Raw genomic sequence first — 22,958 nt, forward strand, 5'->3', positions numbered from 1 at the left:
GAGTAGCCGCCGATCACCTCCTTCTTGCCGAAGTCGGTGAAGCCCAACCCACCCGAGACCATGCCACCGAGGTGATCGCGTGGCTCGAGCAATGCCACGGTGGCTCCCTCACGGGCCGCCGCGATGGCCGTGACGACGCCCCCGGCGGTGCCGCCATAGACGACGACGTCGAACGATTGCGGAGCTGACTGCGCCCGCGTCGCGGTGGAGCCCAGCGCCAACACGAGGAACGCGAGCGTGACGACCGCGCCCGGCAATTTGAAATTGGACATTCGAAATGCTCGCGCGCCGGCTCCGCCTCGCGCGGCGAAGGCAGAGGCCACGCTCACTTCACCACCGTCAGCATGGTTGGCGCAGCGAAGCCGTGCTTGTGCAGCCACAGACCGCCCAGCATCGGCCACGTGCCGATCGGGCCTTCCTTCTCACCGAGCCCGAAACCGTGGCGACCGCCCTCGAACAGGTGTAGTTCCACCTCGACGCCCGCCTTCCGCATCGCCTGCACGAACAGCAAGCTGTTCTCTGGCGGCACGCCCGTGTCGCCCGTGGTGTGGATCAGGAACACCGGCGGCGTCTGCGCCGTGACACGGCGCTCGGACGACATCGCCGCCATCTGCTCGGGTGTGGCGTCGGCGCCGAGCAGGTTGGTGCGCGAGCCCTTGTGGACCCAGGCATCCTCGGTGAACGTGATCACCGGATAGATCAGGATGGCCAGGTCCGGCCGGCTGCTGACCCGGTCGATCGGGTCGGCCGCCGCAGGGTCGCCAGCGGAGAACTGCGTGGCGGCGGTGCTGGCCAGGTGTCCGCCCGCCGAAAAGCCGAGGATGCCGACACGACCGTCAAGTCCCCACGCCTTCGCCTGAGCCCGTACGTAGCGGATCGCGCGCAGCGCGTCGGACAGCGGCGCGGGATGCCGGTACGGCGCCACGCGGTAGCGCACCACGAAGGCCGTGACGCCGATCGAGGTGAGCCACCGCGCGATCGGCTCCCCCTCGTGCGCGGCACGTGCCCGATAGCCGCCGCCCGGCAGGACCACGAAGGCGGCGCCAGTGGCCGTGCCGGGCGCCGGCTGGTACACCGTGATGGCGGGGGTGTCTTCGGGGCCCGTCCCGGTGGCCAGCGGCGCGGCGTCGGTCCACAGGCGAAGCTCGGTGCCGGTGGCGGGCAGTTGGGCGGCAGCAGGCACGGACGTCAGGAGGAGGAACAGGGACGCACTCAGGGGTCGACGCATACGCCTCGCCATTCGGGATGGATGGGAGCACCGACGCGGCCCGCTCGGACCGCCGGACCTTCCCACCTCTCTGTCGGGGCGTGTTATAGCATGCAGCCCATTCGGGGCCGCTTCCCCACGCCCGGCCCGCGGTGTGCGATTCGTGTTTCCCGGTACCCGGCACCCGGTGCCCGGTGCCCGTTCTGTCTATGACCTACCTCCTCGGCATCGACGTCGGCACGGGCGGCACCCGGGCCCTGATCCTCGACGAGTCCGGCACGGTGATCGCCTCGGCCACGGCCGATCACGCGCCATTCGCCTCCCCGCGCACGGGCTGGGCCGAGCAGGATCCAGACGACTGGTGGCGCGCCTGCCGACAGGCAGTCCCGCGCGCCCTGGAACACGCGGGTCTGCAGGCGTCCGACATCGCGGCGATCGGCCTCAGCGGCCAGATGCATGGGGCCACGCTCCTCGACGCGTCAGGCACGGTGGTCCGGCCGGCGCTGATCTGGTGCGACCAACGGACCCAGGCCGAGTGCGACGACCTGACGGCGCGCATCGGGGCCGACCAGCTGATCGCGTGGACCAGTAACCCGGCACTGACCGGCTTCACGCTGCCGAAGCTGCTCTGGGTGCGACGCACCGAGCCCGACGCCTGGTCGCGGGTGCGGCACGTGCTCCTGCCGAAGGACTACATCCGCTACAAGCTGACAGGCCGGCTCGCCACCGATGTCGCCGATGCGTCTGGCACGCTGCTCTTCGACGTCGCCCGCCGCCGGTGGTCGGCGGAGATGATCGACGCGACGGGCCTGGACGCGAGCCTGTTGCCCGAGGCGATGGAAGGACCGCAGGTCACCGGGTCGTTGACGGCCGCGGGCGCCGAGGCCGTCGGCCTCGTGGCCGGCATCCCGGTGGTGGCCGGCGGGGGCGACCAGGCGGCCGGCGCCGTCGGCATGGGCATCGTGCGCGCCGGCGTCGTCAGCGCGACGATCGGCACGTCGGGGGTGGTGTTCGCGGCCACGGATCGGCCGGCGCTCGACCCGAAAGGACGCGTGCACACGTTCTGCCACGCCGTGCCGGGCCGCTGGCACGTGATGGGCGTGACCCAGGCCGCCGGCCTCTCGCTGCGCTGGTTCCGCGACCGGTTCGGCTCCGGCGGCGACGACGGCCGCGATCCGTACGAGCGCCTCACCGACGAGGCGCTGGCAGCACCGGCCGGCGCCGACGGCGTGCTGTGGGCGCCCTACCTGATGGGCGAGCGCACGCCGCACCTCGACGCCGACGCACGCGCGGCCCTCGTGGGCCTTGCGGCCTCGCATACGCGCGGGCACGTCATCCGCGCCATCCTCGAGGGCGTCGCGTTCAGCCTGCAGGACAGCTTCACCATCCTGCGCGAGATGGAGGTGCCGGTGCAGGCCATCCGCCTGGGCGGCGGCGGTGCTCGGTCGCCCCTGTGGCGCCAGGTGCAGGCCGACGTGTACGGGCAGGCGGTCCAGACGGTGGCCGCGGAAGAGGGCGCCGCGTACGGCGCCGGCATCCTCGCGGGCGTGGGCGCCGGCGTGTGGCCCGACGTCGACACGGCCTGCGAGCGCGTGGTGCGCGTGACGAGCGAGGTGCCGCCCGGCGAGGCGCAGCCCCTGCTCGCCCGCCAGTACGAGGCCTATCGCCTGCTGTACCCCGCGCTCAGGCAGATCCGCGACACGCTCAAGGGCTAGAGGCTGTGGGGCTGCAGGCCGTCGGGCCTGCAGCCTGCGCCCGGCCAGACGCGTCCTAGGAGCCATGCGCCTCCTCGCCACGCGTGTCCTGCTTGCCGCCGCCATGGCGGTGCTCACCACCACCATGCCCGACGCCCAGACGACTCCGGGGTCCTTCTACGACCTCACGCCCACCACGCTCGACGGCAAGCCGGCCCCGCTGGCCACCTACAAGGGCAAGGTCACGCTCGTCGTGAACACGGCGAGCCAGTGCGGGTACACCCCGCAGTACGCCGGCCTGCAGAAGCTCCACGATCAGATGAAGGACAAGGGCTTCTCGGTGCTCGGGTTCCCGAGCAACGACTTCGGCGGCCAGGAACCGGGCAGCGCGCAGGAGATCGCCACGTTCTGCCAGCGCAACTACGGCGTCACCTTCCCGATGTTCAGCAAGGTCGTCACCAAGGCGGGTCAGGGACAGTCGCCCGTGTACGGCTTCCTCGGCGCGTCCGGTCAACTGCCCGGCTGGAACTTCTCCAAGTACCTCGTGGGCAAGGACGGCAAGGTGAAGGCGTTCTACCCGAGCAGCGTCACGCCCGACGACCCGAAGTTGCGACAGGCCATCGCCGAGGCGCTCGCCTCCTGAGCATCGCCAGCCCTGCCACGGTTTGGCCCGGTGTGGGACGAACCAGCGGCAGTGATCTACACTGCAGCGCGAACTCATTCAGGCCGGGTCCGGACGACCGGCCTCCTCCCGCAAGGAGACGCCTGCGTGTCCGACCCGTACCAGCCGCAACCCGCCCACAAGTTCTCGTTCGGCCTCTGGACCATCAGCAACCGCGGCCGTGATCCGTTCGGCGAGCCGGTGCGCGAGCCGCTCCCGCCCAACGATGCCGTCGCCATGCTCGGCGAGGTCGGCGCCTGGGGCGTGAACCTGCACGACAACGACCTCGTGCCCATCGACGCCACCCCGGCCGAACGCGACCGCATCGTCGCCGAGTTCAAGGCGGCCATGCAGCAGCACGGCGTCGTGTGCCCGATGGCGACCGTGAGCCTCTTCACCGACCCGGTCTTCCGCGACGGCGCCTTCACCGCCAACGACCCTCGCGTGCGCGCCTACGCCGTGCAGAAGACCATGAGCGCCATGGATCTCGGCGCGGAACTCGGCGCGAAGATCTTCGTGTTGTGGGGTGGCCGTGAGGGCACCGAGAGCGATGCCTGCCGCCGCGGCGACGACGCGGTCAAGCGCCTGCGCGAGGCCGTGGACTACCTGTGCGAGTACAACATCGCGCAGGGGTACCAGTACCGCTTCGCGCTCGAGGCCAAGCCCAACGAACCGCGTGGCGACATCTACATGGCCACGACCGGCAACTACCTGGGCTTCATCCCCACGCTCGCGCACCCCGACATGGTGGGCGTGAACCCCGAGGTCGCCCACGAGACGATGGCCGGCCTGAACTTCACCCACGCCGTCGCCCAGGCGTGGGAAGCCGGCAAGCTGTTCCACATCGACCTGAACGACCAGAACCCGGGCCGCTACGACCAGGACTTCCGCTTCGGCGCGGCGAACCTGCGCGGGGCCTTCTTCCTGGTCAAGTTCCTCGAGGAGGTCGGCTACGACGGACCGCGTCATTTCGACGCGCACGCCTACCGCACCGAGGACTACGACGGCGTGAAGGACTTCGCCCGCGGCTGCATGCGGACGTACCTGATCATGAAGGAGAAGGCGGCACGCTGGAACGCCGACGCCGAGATCCAGGCAATCCTGAAGGAGGCGCACGGCGACAACTCGACGGTGGGGGCCTTCAGCGCCGACGCCGCCCGCGAACTCGCCAACCGCGCCTTCGACCGCACGGCGATCGCGAGCAAGGGCCTCGCCTACGAGCGGCTCGATCAGCTGACCAACGAGATCATCCTCGGCGTGAGATGAGCTCCTGACGGTGGCAATTTGAAATTGGACATTTGAAATTCTCGAGCGCCGGCTGCGCCGCGCGCGGCGAAGGCCGGAGGCCAAGCCGCCCTGAATTTCGAATTCAGAAGTTCAAATTGCCGCCGTCCTACAGTCCTACCGCCAACCCCGCGAACAGGCTCACCGTGGCAGGCCGGCCCTCGGCCAGCGCGATGCCGCCATCGGTCATCACGATCCGGCCTTCGCCACGAATCGCCAGCCTCCCCATGAACCCGCGACTGGCAGGCGCGATGCGCCAGCGCAGGCCGGCGCCGGCGTAGTACATCGTCCCGTTCTCGGCGGTGGTCCGCGGTTCGTCGAGCTGGCGCAGGACGCCACCGCCGGCAAACGCGTACGGCGCCAGTCGGCCCTGCCAGCGGTACTGCACCGACACGTCGGCCGTGACCTGCGTGAGTCGCGACACGGCCGTCACGTCCGGCGCGCCCTCGGTGTCGCCGGAGATCTCCACCGAGAAGTCGGGCCGCGCATAGCTGCCGCCGCCCTCCACCCACAGCTGGCGCCAGACGCGCACACCCACGCGCCCTTCGACGGCAGGTGCGGCCAGGATCCTCGTCGAGGTGGTGAAGACCGCCACCTGCCCGCTGGTCGGCACCTGGTTGCCGAGCATGTTGGCCGGCACCTTCCCGAGATCGGTGCTCCCGAACAGCCCGCCAAGGACGCTGAGCTCCACGCGCGAGGCCTGCGCCGGCACTGGAGACGGCGATGCCGGCGCGGCATCCTGGCCGTGCGCGTCGGCGCCACCCAGCCAGAGTCCCAGGCACACCCCTGCGACCACTCTGGCGACCGCCTGGCTGGCGCGCGAAGGGCCTCCGCCGTCCCCGGTGCCCGGTACCCGGTACCCGGTCACTTCCCCACGACCTCGATCGTCACGCTCGGCACGTTGCCGCCCTTGGGCACGAAGATCGCCCGATCCGAGAAGGCGACGCGGAAGTTCACGTCGACGCGAGGGCCATCGATGAAGCTCGTCACGTCGGCATCGTCGAGCGGCTCGACGCGCAGGACCACGGGGCCGGGCTCGATGCCGGCCAGCACGAACCCGCCCGCGTCGTCGAGCGTGAAGCCGCCAACGAGGGCGCCCGTGCGCAGGTGCATGGCCACGACGTGCGCGCCATAGACGCCGAGGCCGCCCTTGGTCACGCGACCAGAGATGCTGCCCGTCGCCTGGCGGAACCCCGCGTCGGGGTAGATGTCGGAGATGCCTGCGACGTCGTCCGGCAGGAGTCGACGACCGTCGACGTTGCCGGCCGCGAACGCGATCGGGAACATGACCGCCCCCGCAGACAGCACGCGCCGGCCGGAGCCGACCTGCTCGGTCTCGCCGAGGGCCGAGTGGCCAAGGCCCACGAGGTGCCCGATCTCGTGGGTGGCGATCGACTCGAGATCGAAACGGCCGGCCTGCCCGTTGGGGGCGACCGACCAGGGGAAGGCGGCGTTGAAGAACACGTCGGCCTCGAGCAGCGTGCCCGATGCGACGTCGATCGTGTAGCTGGTCGCGCCCAGGGTGCGATCGAGCTCCGGGCGGCTCGTGAACGCGAGTTGCGTGACGCCGTCGTTGTCGGCCAGGTTCCGGTCGGTCACGCCACCGCTGGCGAAGCGGATCCCGGCGGTCGGCACCGCCTCCCAGGTGGCGAACGCGCGCGCGATGGCCTCGCGGAACTCGGCGGCCGTCACCGTGGCCGTGCCGCGCGAGCCGACCAGGTAGGTGACCGGCGCATTGTCCGGCCACTTCAACACGAGGGAGCGTGTGCCGATGGCGTAGCCGAACTTCAGGTACGCCGACGTCGGCACGGCGGCGCCGAGCGCGAGCACGGCCACCAGCAGCGCGTGGGCACGGGCCAGGGTCATCGCGGCGCCCCGTCCGTCAGCGCGCGCACCTGCGACTCGAGTTCGTCGAGCGGCCGCGGCGCGCGAGCCACGTCGCCGCGCGGCCCGGCGGTCAGCCCCGGCACCAGGACGCGGAGGTCGCCGTCCGGCGCGGTCATCACACGCAGCGCGCCCTGATACAGGCCGATGACGCTGTAGCCCCCGCGCGGATGCGCGGCCAGGAACCACACGTAGCGCTCGCCATCGGCCACGGTCGGCACGCCCGGGACGCGGGTCTCGGTGGTGCCCAGCCGTCCGCCGGCCAGCCGCACGTACACGGGGCCCTCGGCGTCGCCCTTCCATGGCCGGTCGCCTCGCACGAGTACCAGGCGCTCTGCCCCATCTGGGCCAGCCACGACGCGCATGTCCTCGACCGCGGCGTCCACGATCAGGTCAGCGGCCTCCACCAACTGCCCGAGGGTCAGCGGCACCACGACAGACGCGGCGAGTCGGTGTCCGGCGAGTGGCCCCAGACAGAGCACAGCGACCAGCGTCCCCATCACCAACCGCCGCACGCGGCGATGCCTCACGTCTGCTCTCCTCATGCTGGGCTCCCGGTGCGCGCGGCGACGTCGAGCACCGCCTGCGCAGCCCGCGTCGACGCCCCACGTCCGCCAAGCGCCTGCACGACGCCGGCCAGATCGGCGCGGACGCGGTCGGCGTGTGCCGTGTCGCGCAGGATGCGCAGCATCTCGTCGCAGACACGCTCGGCAGTGAAGTCGTCCTGGATCAGTTCGGGGACCACGCGTCTTCCGGCGATGAGGTTGACCATCCCGAACGTGTCCACCTTCACGAACGGACGGCCGAGGCGGTACGTCAGCGGTGACAGGCGGTACACGATCACCATCGGCTTGCCGTGCAGGGCCGTCTGCACCGTGGCGGTGCCCGAGGCGGTGACGACGGCGTCGCTGGCGGCGAGCACGGCATCCGTGTCGCCGGCGTGCAGCGCGATGGGCAGGTGGCTGCGATGCGCCGCCTCGAACAGGTCATCTGGCAGGCCGGGGGCCCGCGCAATCAGGAACTGCAGGTCCGGCTCGGCCTCGCGCAGGCGAGCGCACGCGTCCAGCAGCGTGGGCAGCGTGCTCGCCACCTCGTTCCGGCGGCTCCCCGGCAGCAACGCGATGGTCCGGGCCTCGTGCGACAGGCCGTGCTGGGTGAGGAGGGCCTCACGTCCCTGCGGCCTGCCGATCAGGTCGATGAGCGGATGCCCGACGAACTCGACGGGCACGCCGGCCTGCTCGTAGAGCGGCTGCTCGAACGGGAAGATGACCAGCACCTTGTCGGCAAAGCGCTTGATCACCTGCATGCGGGCGGGCCGCCAGGCCCAGAGCTGCGGGCCGATGTAGTACACGACCGGGATGCCGCGCGCATGCAGCGCCTGCCCGAGGCGGAAATTGAAGTCGGCAAAGTCGATGGCAACGAATACGTCCGGCCGACGGCGAATCGCCTCGTCGACCAGGTGCCGGTACATGCGCCAGGTCCGCGGCAGCGTCCGCAGCACCTCGGACAGGCCGGTGACGGCCAGTCCCTCGTAGGAGCCGAGGAGGTGGCCGCCGGCGGCCGCGAGCTGCGGACCGCCGAAGCCGAACACCTCGACGCCGGACGACTGCGCCCGGAGAGCCGACGTGAGCGCGCCGGCATACAGGTCGCCCGACGGCTCCCCGCACGAGATCATCACGCCGGGCATGCCCGGCTCAGCGTCCCGCGGCCGGCGCGGCGGCCGCGCCCTTGCGGCGCAGCGACGGGCTGGTCAGGTCGACGTCGGCCAGCGGCAGCACCTCGACGTTGTCGATGCCCACGGCCTTCAGCTGCGGCAGCACCTGGCGCGCATCGCCGACGAGCACGATGGAGAGCCGCCCCGGCTTGACGAACTGCCGAGACACGCGCTGGATGTCGTCGCTCGTGACGGCGTTGACGCGGTCGCGGTAGGTCTCGAGTTCCTTGACGTCGAGGTCGTAGAACAGCAGGTTCAGGACCTGCAGTGCGATCTCGTCGGGTGTCTCGATGCTGAGCGGAAAGCTGCCCGACAGGTAGGCCTGCGCGCCCATCAGCTCGCGGTCGCCCACGGGCTCGCGCACGAGTCGCCAGAACTCGTCGATCGCCAGCCGCAGCGCCTCGCCCGTCGTCGAGGTCTGCGTGTCGGTCTCGGCGATGATCGACCCGGCCTGCTTGAAGGCATCCATGTCGGCCGAGGCGCCGTAGGTCAGGCCCTTCTCGGAGCGCAGCACGTTCTGGAGCCGGTTGGCCCCTTCCCCGCCGAGAATCTTGGTGGCCAGGTTCAGCGGCATGTAGTCGGCGTGCTTGCGCGCGATGGCGACATGCCCGGCCCGAATCTCGGTCTGCACGGCGTTGGGCCGGTCGACCAGGACGACGCGGCGCGTGGGCTCCGGCAGTTCGGTGGCGGTGATGGCCGGCGGCTCGTGGGCGGCCCACTTGCCGAAGGCACGCTCGACGCCGGCAAACGCCTCGTCGACGCTCACGTCGCCGACCACGGCAAGCAGCGCGTTGTTGGGCGAGAACCACGCCTTGTGGAAGGCGACGAGATCGGCCCGGGAGATGTCGCGCAGCGAGTCGGGTGTGCCGTTCCCGGGCAGGCCGTACGGATGGAACCCGTACACGAGCCGGTCGATGACGGCGTCGGCCACGAACTCGGGATCCTGCATGTTGACGCTCATCGCCGACAGGGCCTGCTCGCGGATGCGGTCGAGTTCCTCCTGCGGGAAGGACGGCGCCTGCACCATCTCCGAGACGAGGTCGAGCGCGAGGTCGAAGCTGTCCTTGAGGACGAGCACGTTGACGTACGACAGATCGGTCCCGGCGCCCGAGCCGAGCGCGCCGCCGACGTAATCGATGGCATCGGAAATCTGCTCGGACGATCGCGTCTTCGTGCCCTGATCGAGCAGCGCCCCGACCATGGCGGCGACACCCGGCTTGCCAGCGGGGTCCTGCGCCGAGCCGGCCTTGGTCAGCAGGCGCAAGCTCACGGCGGGCTGCTCGTTCTGCGAGACGACCACCACGCGCAGGCCGTTGGCCAGCGTGCGGATCTCGTACGGCGGGATCTTGATGTCGCGCGCCGCGAGCGGGCGTGGCGGGCGGTCCTGCGCGCACACGGGCGAGCTCACCGCAACCAGCACGGCGATGGACGCGACGAACAGCGCCTGCAGGGATCGCCGCATCACTGGGCTCCTCCGGGGCGCGCGCCCCGCGGCATGACCGTGAGCACCATGCGGCTCTGCGGCGTGAAATAGGTCTTCGCCACGCGCTGCACGTCGGCGGCGGTCATCTTCTGGAAGATGTCGAACTCGCCGTCGGCCGTGGCGACGTCGCCCTTGTGCAGCACGACCGCGTGGGCGAGCACGCCGGCCTTCTGCTGCACGGTCTGCCGCCCGAGCACGTAGTCGCGCGCGAACTGGTTCTTGCTGCGCTGCAGTTCACGCTCGCTGATCGGCTCCTTCACCAGTTTCTCCATCTCGTCGATCAGCGCCGAGGCGACCTGTTGCGGGGTGCGGCCCGGCGCCACGATCGCTACCGCGTAGAACAGGTTGGGGTGCTCGATCAGGTTGGCCTGGCCGAAGGCCGACAGCGCCAGCCGCTCCTTGTAGACGAGCCGCTGGTAGATGCGCGAGCTGGTGCCGTCCGACAGCACCTTGGCGGCGATGTGCAGCGGGTACGAGTCGGGGTTGCCGTCGTAGGTGATCGGGTAGGCGACCACCACGGCGGGCAGCGGCCAGTCCTCCTCGATGGTGACGCGCAGTTCCTTGGTGCGGGCCGGCTCCGCCGGGATGTTGCGTGGCACCGTGCCCGTCGGCTTCTCGACCTTGCTGAACTCCTTCTCGACGAGCGACCGGGCGATGGCCGGGTCGAAGTCGCCGGCGATCACGAGCAGCGCGTTGTCGGGCCGGTAGTAGGTGCGGTGGAACTCGCGCACGTCCTCGATGCTGGCGGCCTCGAGGTCGGCCATGCTGCCGATCACCGGGTGCTTGTAGGGATGGGTCGTGAAGGCGGTGTCGTAGATGATCTCCGACAGGCGGCCGTACGGCTGGTTCTCCACCCGCTGCCGCCGCTCCTCCTTCACCACCTCCCGCTCGGTCTTGAAGGTCGAGTCCTCGACGCGCAGCGAGGCCATGCGGTCGGCCTCGAGCCACAGCGTGAGCGGCAGGTACTGCGCCGGCACCGTCTGCCAGAACACGGTGGTGTCCTCGGTGGTGTAGGCGTTGCTCTGCCCGCCGACCGACGCGATGTAGGACGTATGGGCCTCGGGCTGCACGTTGCGGCTGCCCTTGAACATCATGTGCTCGAAGAGGTGGGCGAATCCGGTACGCCCGGGCTTCTCGTCCTTCGACCCCACGTGATACCAGAACGTCACGTGGACGATCGGCGTCGAGTGGTCCTCCACCAGGATGACGCGCAGCCCGTTGGGCAGCGTGTAGTCGTCGAACTTGAAGGCCGGCGGCCGCACCGACGTGGCCTGGGTGGGCGTCCCGAACGCACCGGCCACGACGCAAGCGGCCAGCGCGGCGGCCACGACGGGCCGAGCGAGCATGCGTGTCATTGACTCAATTATGCAGGGTAGTTCCCCTGCCCCCTACAGGATTGGGACGATCACGCGGTGCCGTCGGTCTCCTCGCCGGCCTCGCCCTCCGCGGCCGACGCACCTTCGAGCGTCGCCAGCCGCCGCTGCAGGTCGGCCACCTGGCGGCGTAGCGCAGGCAGGGTCCGGAAGACCGCCGACGACTTGAGCCAGTCGCGATTGTCGATGGCCGGGTACCCGGAGACGAAGGCCTTGTCGGGCAGGGAGTTCGGGATGCCCGTCTGGGCGGTGGCGCGCACGCCCTTGCCGATCGTCAGGTGGCCGGCCACACCCACCTGCCCCGCCAGCACCGTGCCGGCGCCCACCGTCGTACTGCCGGCGATGCCCACCTGCGACACGAGGATCACCCGCTCGCCCAGTTCGACGCCGTGCGCCACCTGCACGAGGTTGTCGATCTTGGTGCCACGCCCGATCACCGTCGCCCCGATGGGCGGCCGGTCGATGGCCGTCGACGCGCCGATCTCGACGTCGTCGCCCACCACCACGGTGCCGACCTGCGGGATCTTGAGCATCGCGCCCGAGGCATCGGCCGCGAAGCCGAAGCCGTCGCTACCCACCACGGCGTGGTCCTGCACGACGACGCGGTGCCCCAGCGTGACGCGCTCGCGGATGCTCACGTGCGGATGCAGCAGGCAGTCGTCGCCGAGCACGGCCCCCTCGCCGACCGTGGCGTGGGCCCGGACCACCGTGCGCGCCCCGAGCACGGCGCCCGCGCCGATCCACGCGTAAGGCCCGATCGACACGTCCTCGCCGAGCACGACGCCGGCCTCGACGACGGCCGTCGGGTGCACGCCGACCAGCGGTGCAGGCTGCGGGTGGAGCAGCGCCAGCGCCCGCGCGAACGCGACGTACGGGTCCCGGGTGCGCAGCGCCGCCACGCCGTCCGGGACGGCCACGCCCTCGGCCGCGATCACGGCCGAGGCGCGCGTCGCCGCCAGGGCCCGGGCATACCGCGGATTGGAGAAGAAGGACACGTCGCCCGGACCGGCCGTCTCGAGCGAGGCCACGCGGGCGATGGAGAGGTCGCCGTCGCCTTCGAGGCGGCAGGCCAGGTGGTCGGCGAGGTCACGCAGCGTCACGCTGCGCAGTGTAGCCGAGGGTGGCGCGACGCCGAACCGGCGTCAGGCGCGCGCCGGCACCATCCGCGCCACGAACACCGGCAGGTCCTCGAGGCGCAGGCGCATCGCGATGTCGAGCACGATCGGTTCGCGGGCCTCACCAGGCAACTGGAGGGCCCCGCGCAACTCCGACAGGGCCGGCGAGGGCGTCATGTGCCAGACCACCGACCCCAGCCCGTGGCGTGCGCCGCGCCACGACAGGTACCGGGCCACCACGAAGAAGCCGAGGAAGTACGCCAGCACGTTGGGCCCCGGCAGCAGCGCCAGCGCACCGGAGGTGAGGAACAGGATGCTCGTGGTCACCAGCCACAGCAGGTGGCGGTCGCCGTCCTTGCGCAGCGAGGTGCGCATGGCCTGCAACGCCTGCTCGGCCGTCACATCGTCGGGATGGTGCAACGACGCCTGCGTGTGCTTGCGGAGGTGCCAGAGCAGGCGCTGTTCGTTGATGTGCTCGGCGGCGCCCCGGAGGGTCCGCTGCTGGAGGCGGCCCCACCAGGTCGGGGCGTCGGGCAGCGCCTCGCCGCGCGCGCGGCGGCGACGCTCCTCCTCGGCCTCGGCAAGCATCTGCCGGAACCTGTCGAGCAACCGCCGGAACAACCCGCGTTCCTCGCGGGGATCGAGAGGCTCGGCGTCCTCGGCGGGCTCGCAGTAGGGCTCGAGCCGGCCTGCGGCAATCGGGATCAGATAGACGTCGAACATCGTGCGTCGCGCAACTCCTACGATAGCATCCGCATCGCCCGTGACGGGCCTGCGACATGCGTCATGCCTTGGTGCAGCTCGACCATGTCGCGCGCGGTCGTGCGCGAGCCGGCATCGACGGGAGGCGTGGCGCGGCTGGTCTTCGCGCCGTCCCGCGCGAGGCGGCGGGGCGCGTGGATGTCGCTGCCGGTGGCGGTCGATCCACGCCGATGACGTCGGGCAGGATGCTACGGCGCGGACGGACGGGGCGCGCGCTTGCGCTGTGGGCCACGCGGCCCGCGGGGCGTGGACAGGTCGGGCTTCCCGGCGGCTTCCCAGGCCCCGATGATGTGCGCGGCCACCGCCGCAATCGCCTGGTTGACGCGCTGCTCGAGGATGGGCGCCGCGCCGGCCTCGGCAAACCGGGTGAAGTACCCCTCGTCGTACAGGTCACCCGTGCCGATCGCCTGACGGTCGGCCTCGAGGACCTTCGTCGCCAGGGCCGCGCCCTCGATGAGCGTGGCAAAGGTCGCGTCGCGCGGAGCCGTGATCGGGGCGAGGGCCGAGGGCGCCACTCGTAACGTCGGCCGCAGGCGCGCGAACAACTCGGTCTCGAAGCGGCTGTGGATGCCGTGCTGCCCCGTGACCTGCCCGTCGTAGTTGACCACCGCGTGGAAGGGCACGTGCGCGTCGCCGATGTAGTGGCTCAGCACGGAAGCGAAGAACACCGCGTTGTCGGCGGCATACCCGGGACCGTCGGGGCGGGCGAGGTCCTCGAAGGTGCGGCGGAGTCGGCCGTGCATCTCCGACACGCGCCACGGGAGCGTCCCTTCCCGGTGCACCTTCTCGGGCCCGAACTTGGCGATCGCCTCGTCGTAACTGCGCGGCAACGCCTCGAAGGGACTGGCGCCGTAGGCATCCAGGTCCAGGAAGTGCCGGGGCGGCTCGTCCTCCACGCCGACGTTCCGCCACAGATCGGGATCGATGGCGTGCTCGACGAACGTCGTCCGCTGCCGCTCGAACAGTTCCCGGAGCCCGGGCGGCAGCAACGCGATCACGCGGTCGGCGATGAACTTGTGGGCCTCGAACCCCCACGCCGGCGACTCGGTGGGGGTCGAGAGAACCAGCAGCAGGGGCAGGGCCCAGAGGGCCACGCGCAGGCGGGCAACCATGACGCGCCTATTGTAGGGTCGCCCGCCTTCCCCTTTCCCCTTTCCCCTTTCCCCTTTCGCCTTTGGCCTTCGCCCCCGGCGTTCGGCGTTCGACGTTCGACGTCCGACGGTGCCTTCCGGCATTCCCGGCATTCCCGGCATCGCAGCATTCGCTAGAATGCCTCCCGCATGTCCCGCTTCAGTCCCGACGAGATCGACCGCGTGGCCGCCCTGGCCCAGCTCCGCCTGTCCGATGACCTGCGCAGCCGGCTGGTCACCGACCTCGCGCAGATCCTCGAGTACGTGGATCGCCTCCAGGCCGTCCCCACCGAGGGCGTGCCGCTGACGGCACACGTGGCCGAGGGCGCCGGCGACCTGCGGGCCGACGAGCCGCGCCCGTCCTTGAGCGTCGGAGACGCGCTCGCCAACGCCACCGACGCCAACGTGAAGGCCGGCCTGTTCCGCGTGCCGCGAGTGATCGGGGCATGAGCGCCATCGACCTGCGCCCCACGGCGGTGAGCGCCGCGACCGAGGCGGCCCTGACCGCCATCGCCGGCGCCAGCCCGCTCAACGCCGTGCTGACGACGACCGACGAGCGCGCCCGCGCCAGCGCCGCCGCGCTCGAGGCCCTGCCGGCCGCCGACCGCGACGCCCTGCCGCTGGCCGGCGTGCCAATCGCGATCAAGGACAACATCTGCGCCCGGGGCACCCGCACCACGGCCGGGTCGCGCATCCTCGACCGCTTCGTCGCGCCCTACGACGCCACGGTGGTCGAGCGCCTCGACGCGGCAGGCGCCGTGATCGTGGCCAAGACCAACTGCGACGAGTTCGCGATGGGCTCGTCCAACGAGAACTCCGCGTTCGGTCCGGTGAAGAACCCCTGGGCGCACGACCGGACGCCGGGCGGCTCGAGCGGCGGGTCGGCGGCCCTGGTGGCGGCGGGGGCCGTGCCGGTCGCCCTCGGCTCGGACACGGGCGGGTCCATCCGGCAGCCCGCCTCCTTCTGCGGCATCGTCGGTCTCAAGCCGACCTACGGCCGCGTGTCGCGCTACGGGCTCATCGCGTACGGATCGTCGCTCGATCAGATCGGACCGATGGCGCGCACCGTGCGGCAGGCCGGTCACGTGCTCGCGGCCATCGCGGGCCCCGATCCGCGCGACGCGACGACCGTGCACGCGCCGGCCTTCGAGGTGCCAGGGACGGACGCCAACCTGCAGGGATTGCGGGTCGGTGTCCCCCGCGCGCTCCTGGCCTCCGGCGTGGACGAGGGCGTCCGGGCCTCGATCGAACAGGCGCTCGCGACGATGCTGGCGGGAGGCGCGACGCTGCACGACATCGAATTGCCGCACGCTGCCCACGCGATCCCCACGTACTACCTGGTGGCCACGGCGGAGGCGAGCGCGAACCTCGCGCGTTACGACGGCGTGCGGTTCGGGCATCGCGCGGCCGCCAGCGAGTACTCGGACCTGGGCTCGATGTACGCCGCCTCGCGCAGTGAAGGCTTCGGCGCGGAGGTGATCCGCCGCATCCTGCTCGGCACCTACGTCTTGAGCGCCGGCTACTACGACGCCTACTACCGCAAGGCGCAGCAGGTGCGCACGCTGATCACGCGCGACTACGAGCAGGCGTTCGCCGCGGTCGACGTCGTGGCGATGCCGACGGCGCCGACCACGGCCTTCCGCCTCGGCGAGAAGGTCGAAGACCCGCTGCAGATGTACCTGGCCGATGTCTTCACCGTCAGCGCGAACCTGTCGGGCTTGCCGGCCATCAGCGTGCCGTGCGGTCTCGACCCCGCCGGCCTGCCCGTGGGCCTGCAGCTGACCGCGCCGGCCTTCGGCGAAACCATGCTGCTGCGCGCTGCGGCCGCCTATGAGGACGCGCGGGGCGCCTTCCCGACGCCGTCCTGATTCACCACGTCCACCTGGGGAGCGCCTGCCCATGTGCCGAAACATCAAGACCCTGTTCAACTTCCAACCGCCGGCGACAGACGACGAAATCCGCGCCTCGGCGCTGCAGTTCGTGCGGAAGTTGAGCGGATTCACGCGGCCGTCGCAGGCCAACGCCGCGGCCTTCGACCAGGCGGTCGACGAGGTCACGGCGGCGGCACGCACGCTCATCGCGTCGCTGTCGACGACGGCGGCGCCGCGTGATCGCGAGGTCGAAGCGGTGAAGGCGCGCGTCCGGTCGCGCGCCAGGTTCAGTCGGGCCTGACGCGGGTCGCGCCTGTGCGCGCCAGCCTGCGGGCAGGGGTCAGGGGACGTGTCCCCCGGAGAATGGCGAAGATGCGCAAGGCAATGCTCGTGATGGCCGGCCTCCTGCTGGCGATGGCCGGTCCGCAGGCACAGCAGTCCCCCGCCACCGCGCCCGGTCCGGCGCGCGTGACGGTGCTGAGGGCCGCGCGAGTGATCGACACCGCGCGAGGCGTGGTGCTGGCCAACCAGCAGGTCGTGGTCGAAGGCACGACGATCCGCAGCGTCGGCCCGGTGGGCACCGTGCCGGACGGCGCCACGGTCGTCGACCTGGGTGATGCGACGCTGCTGCCCGGCCTGATCGACTGCCACACCCACATCACCGGTGAACCGGGCAACTACTACGAGACCCTCCTGCGGCGCTCGCCGATCGATGCCGCCATCACCGTGCACGACAGGGCCAGGCGCACGCTGATGGCCGGGGTGACCAGCATCCGCGACCTCGGGTCCTCCGAGTTCATCGACGTGGCGCTGCGCAACGCCATCACGCGCGGTCACGTCATCGGTCCTCGGATCCACGCCTCAGGGCTCGCCATCGGCTCCACGGGCGGGCACGCGGACCTCAACGGGGTCGCCGCGGACCTGCGGTTCGATCGGGTCAACGGCATCGCCGACGGGCCGGACGCGATTCGCGCCAAGGTCCGGTACACCGTGAAGTACGGCGCCGACGTCATCAAGCTGGTTGCGACGGCCGGCGTGCTCTCCGAAGAGGAATCGGTCGGGGCCCCGCAGTACTCGCTCGAGGAGATGCGGGTGGCGGTCGAGGAAGCGCACCGATGGCACAAGCGGATCGCGGCGCACGCGCACGGCGCCGAGGGGATCCGGATGGCCATCGAGGCCGGCGTGGACTCGGTGGAGCACGCCTCGTTCATCGACGAGGAGGGCCTGCGCCTGGCCAAGGCGCGCGGCACCTGGCTCGTGATGGACATCTACAACGACGACTACATCCTGGCGGAGTTCGGGCGGCTCGGCTTTCCGGAGCAGATCATCGCCAAGGAGCGACTGGTCGGGCGGACGCAGCGCGAGAACTTCCGCAAGGCCGTGCAGGCCGGCGTGAAGATGGCCTTCGGCACCGATGCCGGCGTGTACCCGCACGGCGACAACGGGAAGCAGTTCGCGAAGATGGTCGAGTGGGGCATGACGCCCATGCAGGCGATTCAGGCGGCCACGGTGCACGCCGCCGACCTGCTGGGAACGAGAGACCGCCTCGGCGCCATCGCGCCCGGTCACCTCGCCGACATCATCGCCGTGCCCGGCGACCCGACCAGGGACGTCACCGCGCTCGAGCGCGTGTCGTTCGTGATGAAGGATGGGATGGTGCACCGCCGCCCCTAGGGGTGGACGGTGCACCAGACGTCTCTCCGGTACTGGCGCACCGCGGGCGCCAGACGGGGGTCACGCAGCCGCGAGCGCCGTGGTGCCCTTCACGGCCAGCCAGACCACGCCGGCGACGAGCAGGAGCGGCAGCAGCGGGAGTGCGAGCACCGCCAGCAGGGCGACCACGCCCAACCCACCCACGACCAACGCCACGAGCAACCCGAACACCAGGCCGAGGCCGCCGAGCACCAGGCCGAGCGTGCCGAAGACGGCGCCGAACACCAGCCCGAACAGGGCCTTCAGCAGCATCAGCGGCAGGAAGACGACCCAGAGCACCACGCGCAGCGTCGCCCACGCCATCGCCAGTCCGGCCAGTGCAAGCATCGCCATGGCCCCGAACCCCAGCACGAACAGTGTCGTCATTTGCGGTTCCCCTCAACGCACATTTGACGAGTGGTCGCGCTGGCGTGTTCAGTCGGCCCGGGTGGAGTTCGAGTTCGGAAATCAGTGGTCGGCGTTCGGAATCGGCAGTTCGGAATTCCGGTTGCGGTATCGTCGCTCCCGTGGCCCACGACGCCGACCTGCTCGAGCGCCTCGATGCGCTCGCCGAGCTGCTGCCGCTGCTGGCCGGCGCGCTCGACATCAGGGAGGTATTCCCGCACCTCTCGCGCGTGACCCAGCGGGTCCTGCCCCACGACGCCATTGCCCTCGGGCTGCTCACTGCCGACGGCGAGGCGCTGGAGATGCACGCGCTCACCAGCGACGTCGACTTCCGCCGGCCCGATCGCATCCATGTGCCGCCGGAGATGCGCTACCTGCTGACCACGCCGTGGGCGTACCTCCTCTGCGACGACATGGCCGAGGACCCGCTGATGAAGCACCTGCCCGCCGTCCCGGCCGGCCTCAGGGGCTCGCTGCGGGTGCCGGTGAAGCGCGAAGGCAAGGCGGTGGGCGGCCTCAACTTCATGTCCCGGCAACGGGCGGCCTTCACGGACGCCGATGCACCGGTGGCCCAGCGGGTCGCCGAGTACGTGGCGCTCGCCCTGGCGCACAAGGACCTGGCCGATGAGGCCGCGCGTGCTGCCGAGGCGCGCGAGCGGGCTGCGGCGCTCGAGCAGCGCGTGCGCGCGCTCACCGACGAGCTGGCCGTGCTCGGCCGTGGCGCCCCTCGTCGCATGGTGGGGACGTCGACGGCGTGGCGCCAGGCCGTCGCCGAGGCGGCCCAGGTGGCCCCGACCGACACCACCGTGCTCCTGTCGGGCGAGTCCGGCACGGGCAAGGAGGTCCTCGCCCGCTTCATCCACGGCGCCTCGCCACGGGCCTCGGGGCCGTTCCTCGCGATCAACTGCGCCGCCCTCCCCGAACCGCTGCTGGAGTCGGAGCTGTTCGGGCACGAGCGCGGCGCCTTCACCGGGGCGACGCAGGCCCGGCCCGGCCTGATCGAGCGCGCGGCCGGAGGGCTGCTCCTGCTCGACGAGGTCGGCGAACTGTCGCCGGGCGCCCAGGCCAAGCTGCTCCGCGTGCTGCAGGAGCGCGAGTTCCAGCGACTCGGCGGCACGCGGGTCCTCCGCGCCGACGTGCGTGTCGTCGGCGCCACCCATCGCGACCTCCGCACCATGGTCGAACGCGGCACCTTCCGCGAAGACCTCTTCTATCGCCTGCACATCTTCGCCATCGCCTTGCCGCCGTTGCGCGAGCGGCCAGACGACGTGCTGCCGTTGGCCGAGGCCCTGATCGAGGACATCGGCCGGCAACTGGGACGACGGGTGGCCGGGGTGTCGCGGGAGGCCGTGCCGCGCCTGCTGGCCTACCCCTGGCCGGGCAACGTGCGAGAGCTCCGGAACGTGCTGGAACGCGCCGCCATCCTGGCCGGCGGGGGGTTGATCACGTCGGACCACCTGGCACTGCCTGTCCCGATGGCTCGGGTCCCCGAGGCCGGGCCCGCCGTGTCCGGGCGCGCGGCGCTGTCGCCGCCACAGACGCCGGTGGCCGGGGCGACCCTGCCTGACGTCGAGCGGCGCATGGTGGAGGCCGCCCTCGTGGCGGCCCGGTACAACAAGTCGCGAGCCGCGAAGGCGTTGGGACTGACCCGCGCGCAGTTCTACGTCCGCCTGAGGCGCCATGGCCTCGATGCACAAGACGCCTAGCAGAGTGACCGTTTACGATCACTTTGCTCGTTTACATACACATCTCTGCCTTGCCCTACGCTGACAGACGATCAGGCTCTTCAGAATAAAGTCCAACTAAACAATAGGATAGAGAAACACTCGGCCGTGAGTGGCGGTCGGCCTGCTCCTTGCTCAGGCGTGAAGCAACGCCATGAGCCAGACACACGTGGAACAGGTCATCGGTCGACTCGCCACCGACGAGCAGTGGCGCGCGGCCTTCCGCCGCGGCCCCGGTGATGCCCTCGACGCCCTCATCGACACCTCGGTCCTGGAACTCACCCCGACCGAACGACGGGCCCTGCTCGCCCTGGCCCCCGACGCGCTCGACCGCTTCGCCGCGGCGCTCGATCCGCGCCTGCAGCGCCTCGAGGTGCTGCGATGACGCGCCTGGCCCGGGCGACGCTGGCGCTGACGGCCTGGCTGCTCCCGGGGCTGGCGCCGGTGGCCGCCCAGCCCCTGCCGCTCACGCTCGCCGACGCCACGGCTCGGGCGCTCGAGCATCTCCCGGAGATCGCCATCCAGCGCGACGTCATCGCGCTCGCGACCGAGGGCGAGACGCGAGCCGAGGCCGCCTACGACCCGGTCGTCCGGCTCGACGGACGGCTCCGCACCCGCACCGATCCGCTGAACACGCTCTTCGTCGGCGCGCCCCCAGGCGCCCTGGCGCCCCGCACCAACAGCCTGCAGGGCAGTGCGTCGTGGAGTCGGCTGTTCCAGAGCGGCGCGGTGGTGACGGCCGGCGCCTCCACCTCGTTCGAGTCGCTCACCAGCCGCTTCGCCCTGCTCACGCCTGCCTACCTGACCAGCGTGGGCGTCGAGGTGCGGCAGCCGCTCCTCGCCGGCCGGCACATGGACGCACAGCGCCGGGCATTGAAGGTGTCGGCCCTCGACGTGTCGCGGTCGCGCGCCGCGCTCGAGCGCCTGATCAACGAGACCGTCGCCGCCGTGGAGCGGGCGTACTGGGCAGTCCGCGTGACGCGCGAGGATGTGCGCATTCGCGAGCACTCACTGACGCTCGCGCTCGCCCAGCGGCAGGACACGGCCGACCGCATCGAGGCCGGCATCGCCGCCGAGGCCGAGATCGCCGCGCCGGTCGCCGAGATCGCCAGGCGCCGCGCCGACCTCGTCCGGGCTCGCGACGAGGCCATCCGCGCCGACATCGCGCTCCGGCAGTTGATGGCCGGCACCGCCGACTCGGCCACCTGGTCGCTCGCCTACGACCCCACCGACGACCCGCCCGCCCCCACGACGCCCGACGCGGTGGACGTGCTCGTGGCCGACGCGCTCGCACAACGTCCCGAGATGGCCGACCTGGACGCCGCGCGCGCGATTGCGGCGCTCGACACGCAACTGGCCCAGGAACGCACCCGCACCCAGCTGGACCTGGTCGCGGCCTACAACCTGCGCGGCCTCGCGGGAGGCGAGAACCCGGACCTGCTGGTGCCCTTCCCTGGCGCCACCGTCACCGTCCCCGATGCGCAACTCGGCGGCCTCGACGACTCGCTGCAGACGCTCGTGACGCACCGCTTCAGCGACATCTACATCGGCGTCAGCGTCGCGCTCCCGATCGGGCGACGCGCCGCGAAGGCCGATGTGGTCGCCGCGACGCTCGCGGAGCGGCGCACGGCACTGCAGCGCGACCAGATCGCGCAGCGCATCGCCACCGAGGTCCGCACGGCGTCAGCGCTGCTCGCGGCGGCACGCGATCGCCTCGACGCCACGACCGCGCTCGAGGCCGCCACCACCGACCTCCTCGCGGCCGAGCAGGCGCGGTTCGAGGCCGGGCAGAGCAGCAACTTCTTCGTGCTCACCCGGCAGACCGAACTCGCGCAGGCGTCGCTGGCCAGCACCGCCGCACGCATCGACGTGGCGCGCGCGACCACCGAACTGCTCCGGGCCACCGGGCGCCTCCTCGAGCGCCGCGGCATCATCGTCGACCCGCCGGCGCCCGCGAGTCCGGCGCCGGCTCCCTCCTCGCTCAGCAGTTACCGATTCCCCACATCCTCCACGGCGCGCATCGCGCCCGTGCCGGCAGGTGCCCCGCGATGAACCGCCAGTCACTCTCCGTCCTGCTCCTTGCGCTGTCGCTCGGCATATCGACGTCCGCCTGCCGTCGAGGCCCCGTCGACGACCGGATCCGACTCAACGGGCGTATCGAGGCGCCGCTCGTCGATATCGCGCCGCGCATTCAGGGGCGTGTGCTCGAGGTCCTCGTCCGTGAGGGTGACCGGGTGAAGGCCGGCGACCTGCTGGTGAGGCTCGACCTCGCCGAGACCGCCCTGGCGCCCGAGCGCGATGCCCAGTCGGTGGTGGCAGCCGAGGCGCGCGTGCGCGACCTGGCATCGGGCAGTCGGTCGGCCGAGATCGCGGCCGTCGAGGCCGAGCGAGCGGATCGCGTCGCAGCGCTCACGCTGGCCCGCGAGGAACTCGCCCGCCAGCAGCAACTGCGCGCGAAGCGGGTCGGCACGCAGCGCGACCTCGATCGCGCGGTGTCGGACGTGGCGCGCGCCGAGGCCGCCGTCGAGGCCGCGGCGCAGCGGCTCGCGCTGGTGAAGCAGGGGTTCCGCCAGTGGCAGACCCGCGCCGCCGAGGCCGAGCTCGGCCGCGCCCAGCGCGTCAAGGCCCAGTCCGACATCGTCGTCCGGGAGGCGGAACTCCGCGCCCCGAGCGACGCCGTGGTGCTGCATCGGCTGGTCGAGCCGGGAGCCCTGCTCAACCCCGGACAGTCGGCGGTGACCCTGGGACTCGAATCGCGACTGTACGTGCGCACCTTCATTCCCGAGCCCCGCCTCGGCCAGGTGCGGCAGGGACAGGCCGTGCAGGTGCAGGTGGATGCGTTTCCCGGCCAGACCTTCCCGGCGCACGTCACCGAGATCTCTCCCACCGCGGAGTTCACGCCCAAGGCCGTCGAGACGCGCGCCGAGCGCGTCAACCTCGTGTTCGCCGCGAAGGTGGA

Annotated in this window: 23 protein-coding genes; 11 read left to right on the forward strand and 12 right to left on the reverse strand. The window is 71.4% G+C overall.

Going from position 1 to position 22,958, the window contains the following annotated elements:
* Nucleotides 1-272, reverse strand: a 272-nt coding sequence (locus ACIRDX_RS11310) for an FAD-dependent oxidoreductase (protein ID WP_396625530.1), incomplete at its 3' end; no start/stop codon positions are given.
* A 53-nt stretch (nt 273-325) separates the two neighbouring features.
* The gene (locus ACIRDX_RS11315; RefSeq protein WP_396625531.1) at nt 326-1,228 is read right to left on the reverse strand and encodes an alpha/beta hydrolase; all 903 of its coding nucleotides are present in this window, start codon (nt 1,226-1,228) and stop codon (nt 326-328) included.
* Between the two features lie 188 nt (nt 1,229-1,416).
* On the opposite strand from ACIRDX_RS11315, the gene xylB reads away from it, so the two are divergent.
* The 3 genes from xylB to xylA all read left to right on the forward strand — a co-directional run bounded on the left by xylB (nt 1,417) and on the right by xylA (nt 4,828).
* Nucleotides 1,417-2,922 carry a xylulokinase gene (gene xylB / locus ACIRDX_RS11320; RefSeq protein WP_396625532.1) on the forward strand — a complete coding sequence of 502 codons (1,506 nt, stop codon included), beginning with the start codon at nt 1,417-1,419 and terminating at the stop codon, nt 2,920-2,922.
* Nucleotides 2,923-3,025: 103 nt separating this feature from the next.
* Nucleotides 3,026-3,544 carry a glutathione peroxidase gene (locus ACIRDX_RS11325; protein WP_396625552.1) on the forward strand — a complete coding sequence of 173 codons (519 nt, stop codon included), beginning with the start codon at nt 3,026-3,028 and terminating at the stop codon, nt 3,542-3,544.
* A 126-nt stretch (nt 3,545-3,670) separates the two neighbouring features.
* On the forward strand, nt 3,671-4,828 hold the full coding sequence (gene xylA, locus ACIRDX_RS11330; RefSeq protein ID WP_396625533.1) for a xylose isomerase: 1,158 nt from the start codon (nt 3,671-3,673) through the stop codon (nt 4,826-4,828).
* A 127-nt stretch (nt 4,829-4,955) separates the two neighbouring features.
* Here the strand turns inward: xylA and ACIRDX_RS11335 are convergent, their stop codons facing one another.
* The 9 genes from ACIRDX_RS11335 to ACIRDX_RS11375 all read right to left on the reverse strand — a co-directional run bounded on the left by ACIRDX_RS11335 (nt 4,956) and on the right by ACIRDX_RS11375 (nt 14,289).
* The gene (locus ACIRDX_RS11335; RefSeq protein WP_396625534.1) at nt 4,956-5,630 is read right to left on the reverse strand and encodes a hypothetical protein; all 675 of its coding nucleotides are present in this window, start codon (nt 5,628-5,630) and stop codon (nt 4,956-4,958) included.
* An 80-nt stretch (nt 5,631-5,710) separates the two neighbouring features.
* Nucleotides 5,711-6,712, reverse strand: coding sequence for a matrixin family metalloprotease (locus tag ACIRDX_RS11340; protein WP_396625535.1), 1,002 nt, complete (start codon nt 6,710-6,712; stop codon nt 5,711-5,713).
* Entirely contained in the window at nt 6,709-7,260 is a 552-nt protein-coding gene (locus tag ACIRDX_RS11345) for a hypothetical protein (protein WP_396625536.1), read from the reverse strand. The genes ACIRDX_RS11340 and ACIRDX_RS11345 overlap by 4 nt, the downstream gene beginning before the upstream one ends.
* A gap of 11 nt (nt 7,261-7,271) precedes the next feature.
* On the reverse strand, nt 7,272-8,417 hold the full coding sequence (gene lpxB / locus ACIRDX_RS11350) for a lipid-A-disaccharide synthase (RefSeq protein ID WP_396625537.1): 1,146 nt from the start codon (nt 8,415-8,417) through the stop codon (nt 7,272-7,274).
* 7 nt (nt 8,418-8,424) lie between these two features.
* Nucleotides 8,425-9,906, reverse strand: coding sequence for a M16 family metallopeptidase (locus tag ACIRDX_RS11355; protein ID WP_396625538.1), 1,482 nt, complete (start codon nt 9,904-9,906; stop codon nt 8,425-8,427).
* Entirely contained in the window at nt 9,906-11,282 is a 1,377-nt protein-coding gene (locus ACIRDX_RS11360) for a M16 family metallopeptidase (RefSeq protein WP_396625539.1), read from the reverse strand. Before ACIRDX_RS11360 ends, ACIRDX_RS11355 begins: the two co-directional genes overlap by 1 nt.
* A gap of 50 nt (nt 11,283-11,332) precedes the next feature.
* Entirely contained in the window at nt 11,333-12,400 is a 1,068-nt protein-coding gene (lpxD, locus tag ACIRDX_RS11365; RefSeq protein ID WP_396625540.1) for a UDP-3-O-(3-hydroxymyristoyl)glucosamine N-acyltransferase, read from the reverse strand.
* 42 nt (nt 12,401-12,442) lie between these two features.
* Nucleotides 12,443-13,138 (reverse strand): hypothetical protein, encoded by a 696-nt coding sequence (locus ACIRDX_RS11370; protein WP_396625541.1) that lies wholly within the window; start codon nt 13,136-13,138, stop codon nt 12,443-12,445.
* Between the two features lie 227 nt (nt 13,139-13,365).
* On the reverse strand, nt 13,366-14,289 hold the full coding sequence (locus ACIRDX_RS11375) for a hypothetical protein (protein ID WP_396625542.1): 924 nt from the start codon (nt 14,287-14,289) through the stop codon (nt 13,366-13,368).
* A gap of 168 nt (nt 14,290-14,457) precedes the next feature.
* On the opposite strand from ACIRDX_RS11375, the gene gatC reads away from it, so the two are divergent.
* The 4 genes from gatC (at nt 14,458) to ACIRDX_RS11395 (ending at nt 17,852) form a co-directional block, all read left to right on the forward strand.
* Nucleotides 14,458-14,757, forward strand: a complete 300-nt coding sequence (gene gatC, locus ACIRDX_RS11380) for an Asp-tRNA(Asn)/Glu-tRNA(Gln) amidotransferase subunit GatC (RefSeq protein ID WP_396625543.1) — start codon at nt 14,458-14,460, stop codon at nt 14,755-14,757.
* Nucleotides 14,754-16,175, forward strand: a complete 1,422-nt coding sequence (gatA, locus tag ACIRDX_RS11385; protein ID WP_396625544.1) for an Asp-tRNA(Asn)/Glu-tRNA(Gln) amidotransferase subunit GatA — start codon at nt 14,754-14,756, stop codon at nt 16,173-16,175. Before gatC ends, gatA begins: the two co-directional genes overlap by 4 nt.
* A 31-nt stretch (nt 16,176-16,206) precedes the next feature.
* Nucleotides 16,207-16,479 (forward strand): DUF2277 domain-containing protein, encoded by a 273-nt coding sequence (locus ACIRDX_RS11390; protein ID WP_396625545.1) that lies wholly within the window; start codon nt 16,207-16,209, stop codon nt 16,477-16,479.
* A gap of 71 nt (nt 16,480-16,550) precedes the next feature.
* On the forward strand, nt 16,551-17,852 hold the full coding sequence (locus tag ACIRDX_RS11395; protein ID WP_396625546.1) for an amidohydrolase family protein: 1,302 nt from the start codon (nt 16,551-16,553) through the stop codon (nt 17,850-17,852).
* Nucleotides 17,853-17,912: 60 nt separating this feature from the next.
* Here ACIRDX_RS11395 and ACIRDX_RS11400 read toward each other — a convergent pair whose 3' ends face one another.
* On the reverse strand, nt 17,913-18,257 hold the full coding sequence (locus ACIRDX_RS11400) for a hypothetical protein (RefSeq protein ID WP_396625547.1): 345 nt from the start codon (nt 18,255-18,257) through the stop codon (nt 17,913-17,915).
* A gap of 140 nt (nt 18,258-18,397) precedes the next feature.
* Between ACIRDX_RS11400 and ACIRDX_RS11405 the strand changes: the two genes are divergently transcribed.
* The 4 genes from ACIRDX_RS11405 to ACIRDX_RS11420 form a co-directional block, all read left to right on the forward strand.
* Nucleotides 18,398-19,981: a sigma 54-interacting transcriptional regulator gene (locus ACIRDX_RS11405; protein ID WP_396625548.1), complete on the forward strand. Its 1,584-nt coding sequence runs from the start codon at nt 18,398-18,400 to the stop codon at nt 19,979-19,981.
* A gap of 172 nt (nt 19,982-20,153) precedes the next feature.
* Nucleotides 20,154-20,384, forward strand: coding sequence for an Os1348 family NHLP clan protein (locus tag ACIRDX_RS11410; RefSeq protein ID WP_396625549.1), 231 nt, complete (start codon nt 20,154-20,156; stop codon nt 20,382-20,384).
* A complete protein-coding gene (locus ACIRDX_RS11415) occupies nt 20,381-22,051 on the forward strand; it encodes a TolC family protein (protein WP_396625550.1) in 1,671 nt (556 codons plus the stop codon). The genes ACIRDX_RS11410 and ACIRDX_RS11415 overlap by 4 nt, the downstream gene beginning before the upstream one ends.
* On the forward strand, nt 22,048-22,958 hold a 911-nt coding region (locus tag ACIRDX_RS11420), incomplete at its 3' end, for an HlyD family secretion protein (protein ID WP_396625551.1). The genes ACIRDX_RS11415 and ACIRDX_RS11420, both read left to right, overlap by 4 nt.

Source organism: Luteitalea sp. (assembly GCF_044337415.1).
Classification (GTDB): domain Bacteria; phylum Acidobacteriota; class Vicinamibacteria; order Vicinamibacterales; family Vicinamibacteraceae; genus Luteitalea.

Bases quoted from the DNA above. Each gene is read 5' to 3' on its own strand.
- ACIRDX_RS11340 (WP_396625535.1), bottom strand. From the start codon at position 6,712: ATGACCCTGGCCCGTGCCCACGCGCTGCTGGTGGCCGTGCTCGCGCTC.
- ACIRDX_RS11390 (WP_396625545.1), top strand. From the start codon at position 16,207: ATGTGCCGAAACATCAAGACCCTGTTCAACTTCCAACCGCCGGCGACA.
- ACIRDX_RS11400 (WP_396625547.1), bottom strand. From the start codon at position 18,257: ATGACGACACTGTTCGTGCTGGGGTTCGGGGCCATGGCGATGCTTGCA.
- ACIRDX_RS11395 (WP_396625546.1), top strand. From the start codon at position 16,551: ATGCGCAAGGCAATGCTCGTGATGGCCGGCCTCCTGCTGGCGATGGCC.
- lpxB (WP_396625537.1), bottom strand. From the start codon at position 8,417: ATGCCCGGCGTGATGATCTCGTGCGGGGAGCCGTCGGGCGACCTGTAT.
- gatA (WP_396625544.1), top strand. From the start codon at position 14,754: ATGAGCGCCATCGACCTGCGCCCCACGGCGGTGAGCGCCGCGACCGAG.
- gatC (WP_396625543.1), top strand. From the start codon at position 14,458: ATGTCCCGCTTCAGTCCCGACGAGATCGACCGCGTGGCCGCCCTGGCC.
- ACIRDX_RS11325 (WP_396625552.1), top strand. From the start codon at position 3,026: ATGGCGGTGCTCACCACCACCATGCCCGACGCCCAGACGACTCCGGGG.
- ACIRDX_RS11375 (WP_396625542.1), bottom strand. From the start codon at position 14,289: ATGGTTGCCCGCCTGCGCGTGGCCCTCTGGGCCCTGCCCCTGCTGCTG.
- ACIRDX_RS11370 (WP_396625541.1), bottom strand. From the start codon at position 13,138: ATGTTCGACGTCTATCTGATCCCGATTGCCGCAGGCCGGCTCGAGCCC.
- xylB (WP_396625532.1), top strand. From the start codon at position 1,417: ATGACCTACCTCCTCGGCATCGACGTCGGCACGGGCGGCACCCGGGCC.
- ACIRDX_RS11415 (WP_396625550.1), top strand. From the start codon at position 20,381: ATGACGCGCCTGGCCCGGGCGACGCTGGCGCTGACGGCCTGGCTGCTC.
- ACIRDX_RS11410 (WP_396625549.1), top strand. From the start codon at position 20,154: ATGAGCCAGACACACGTGGAACAGGTCATCGGTCGACTCGCCACCGAC.
- ACIRDX_RS11360 (WP_396625539.1), bottom strand. From the start codon at position 11,282: ATGACACGCATGCTCGCTCGGCCCGTCGTGGCCGCCGCGCTGGCCGCT.
- ACIRDX_RS11315 (WP_396625531.1), bottom strand. From the start codon at position 1,228: ATGCGTCGACCCCTGAGTGCGTCCCTGTTCCTCCTCCTGACGTCCGTG.
- ACIRDX_RS11355 (WP_396625538.1), bottom strand. From the start codon at position 9,906: ATGCGGCGATCCCTGCAGGCGCTGTTCGTCGCGTCCATCGCCGTGCTG.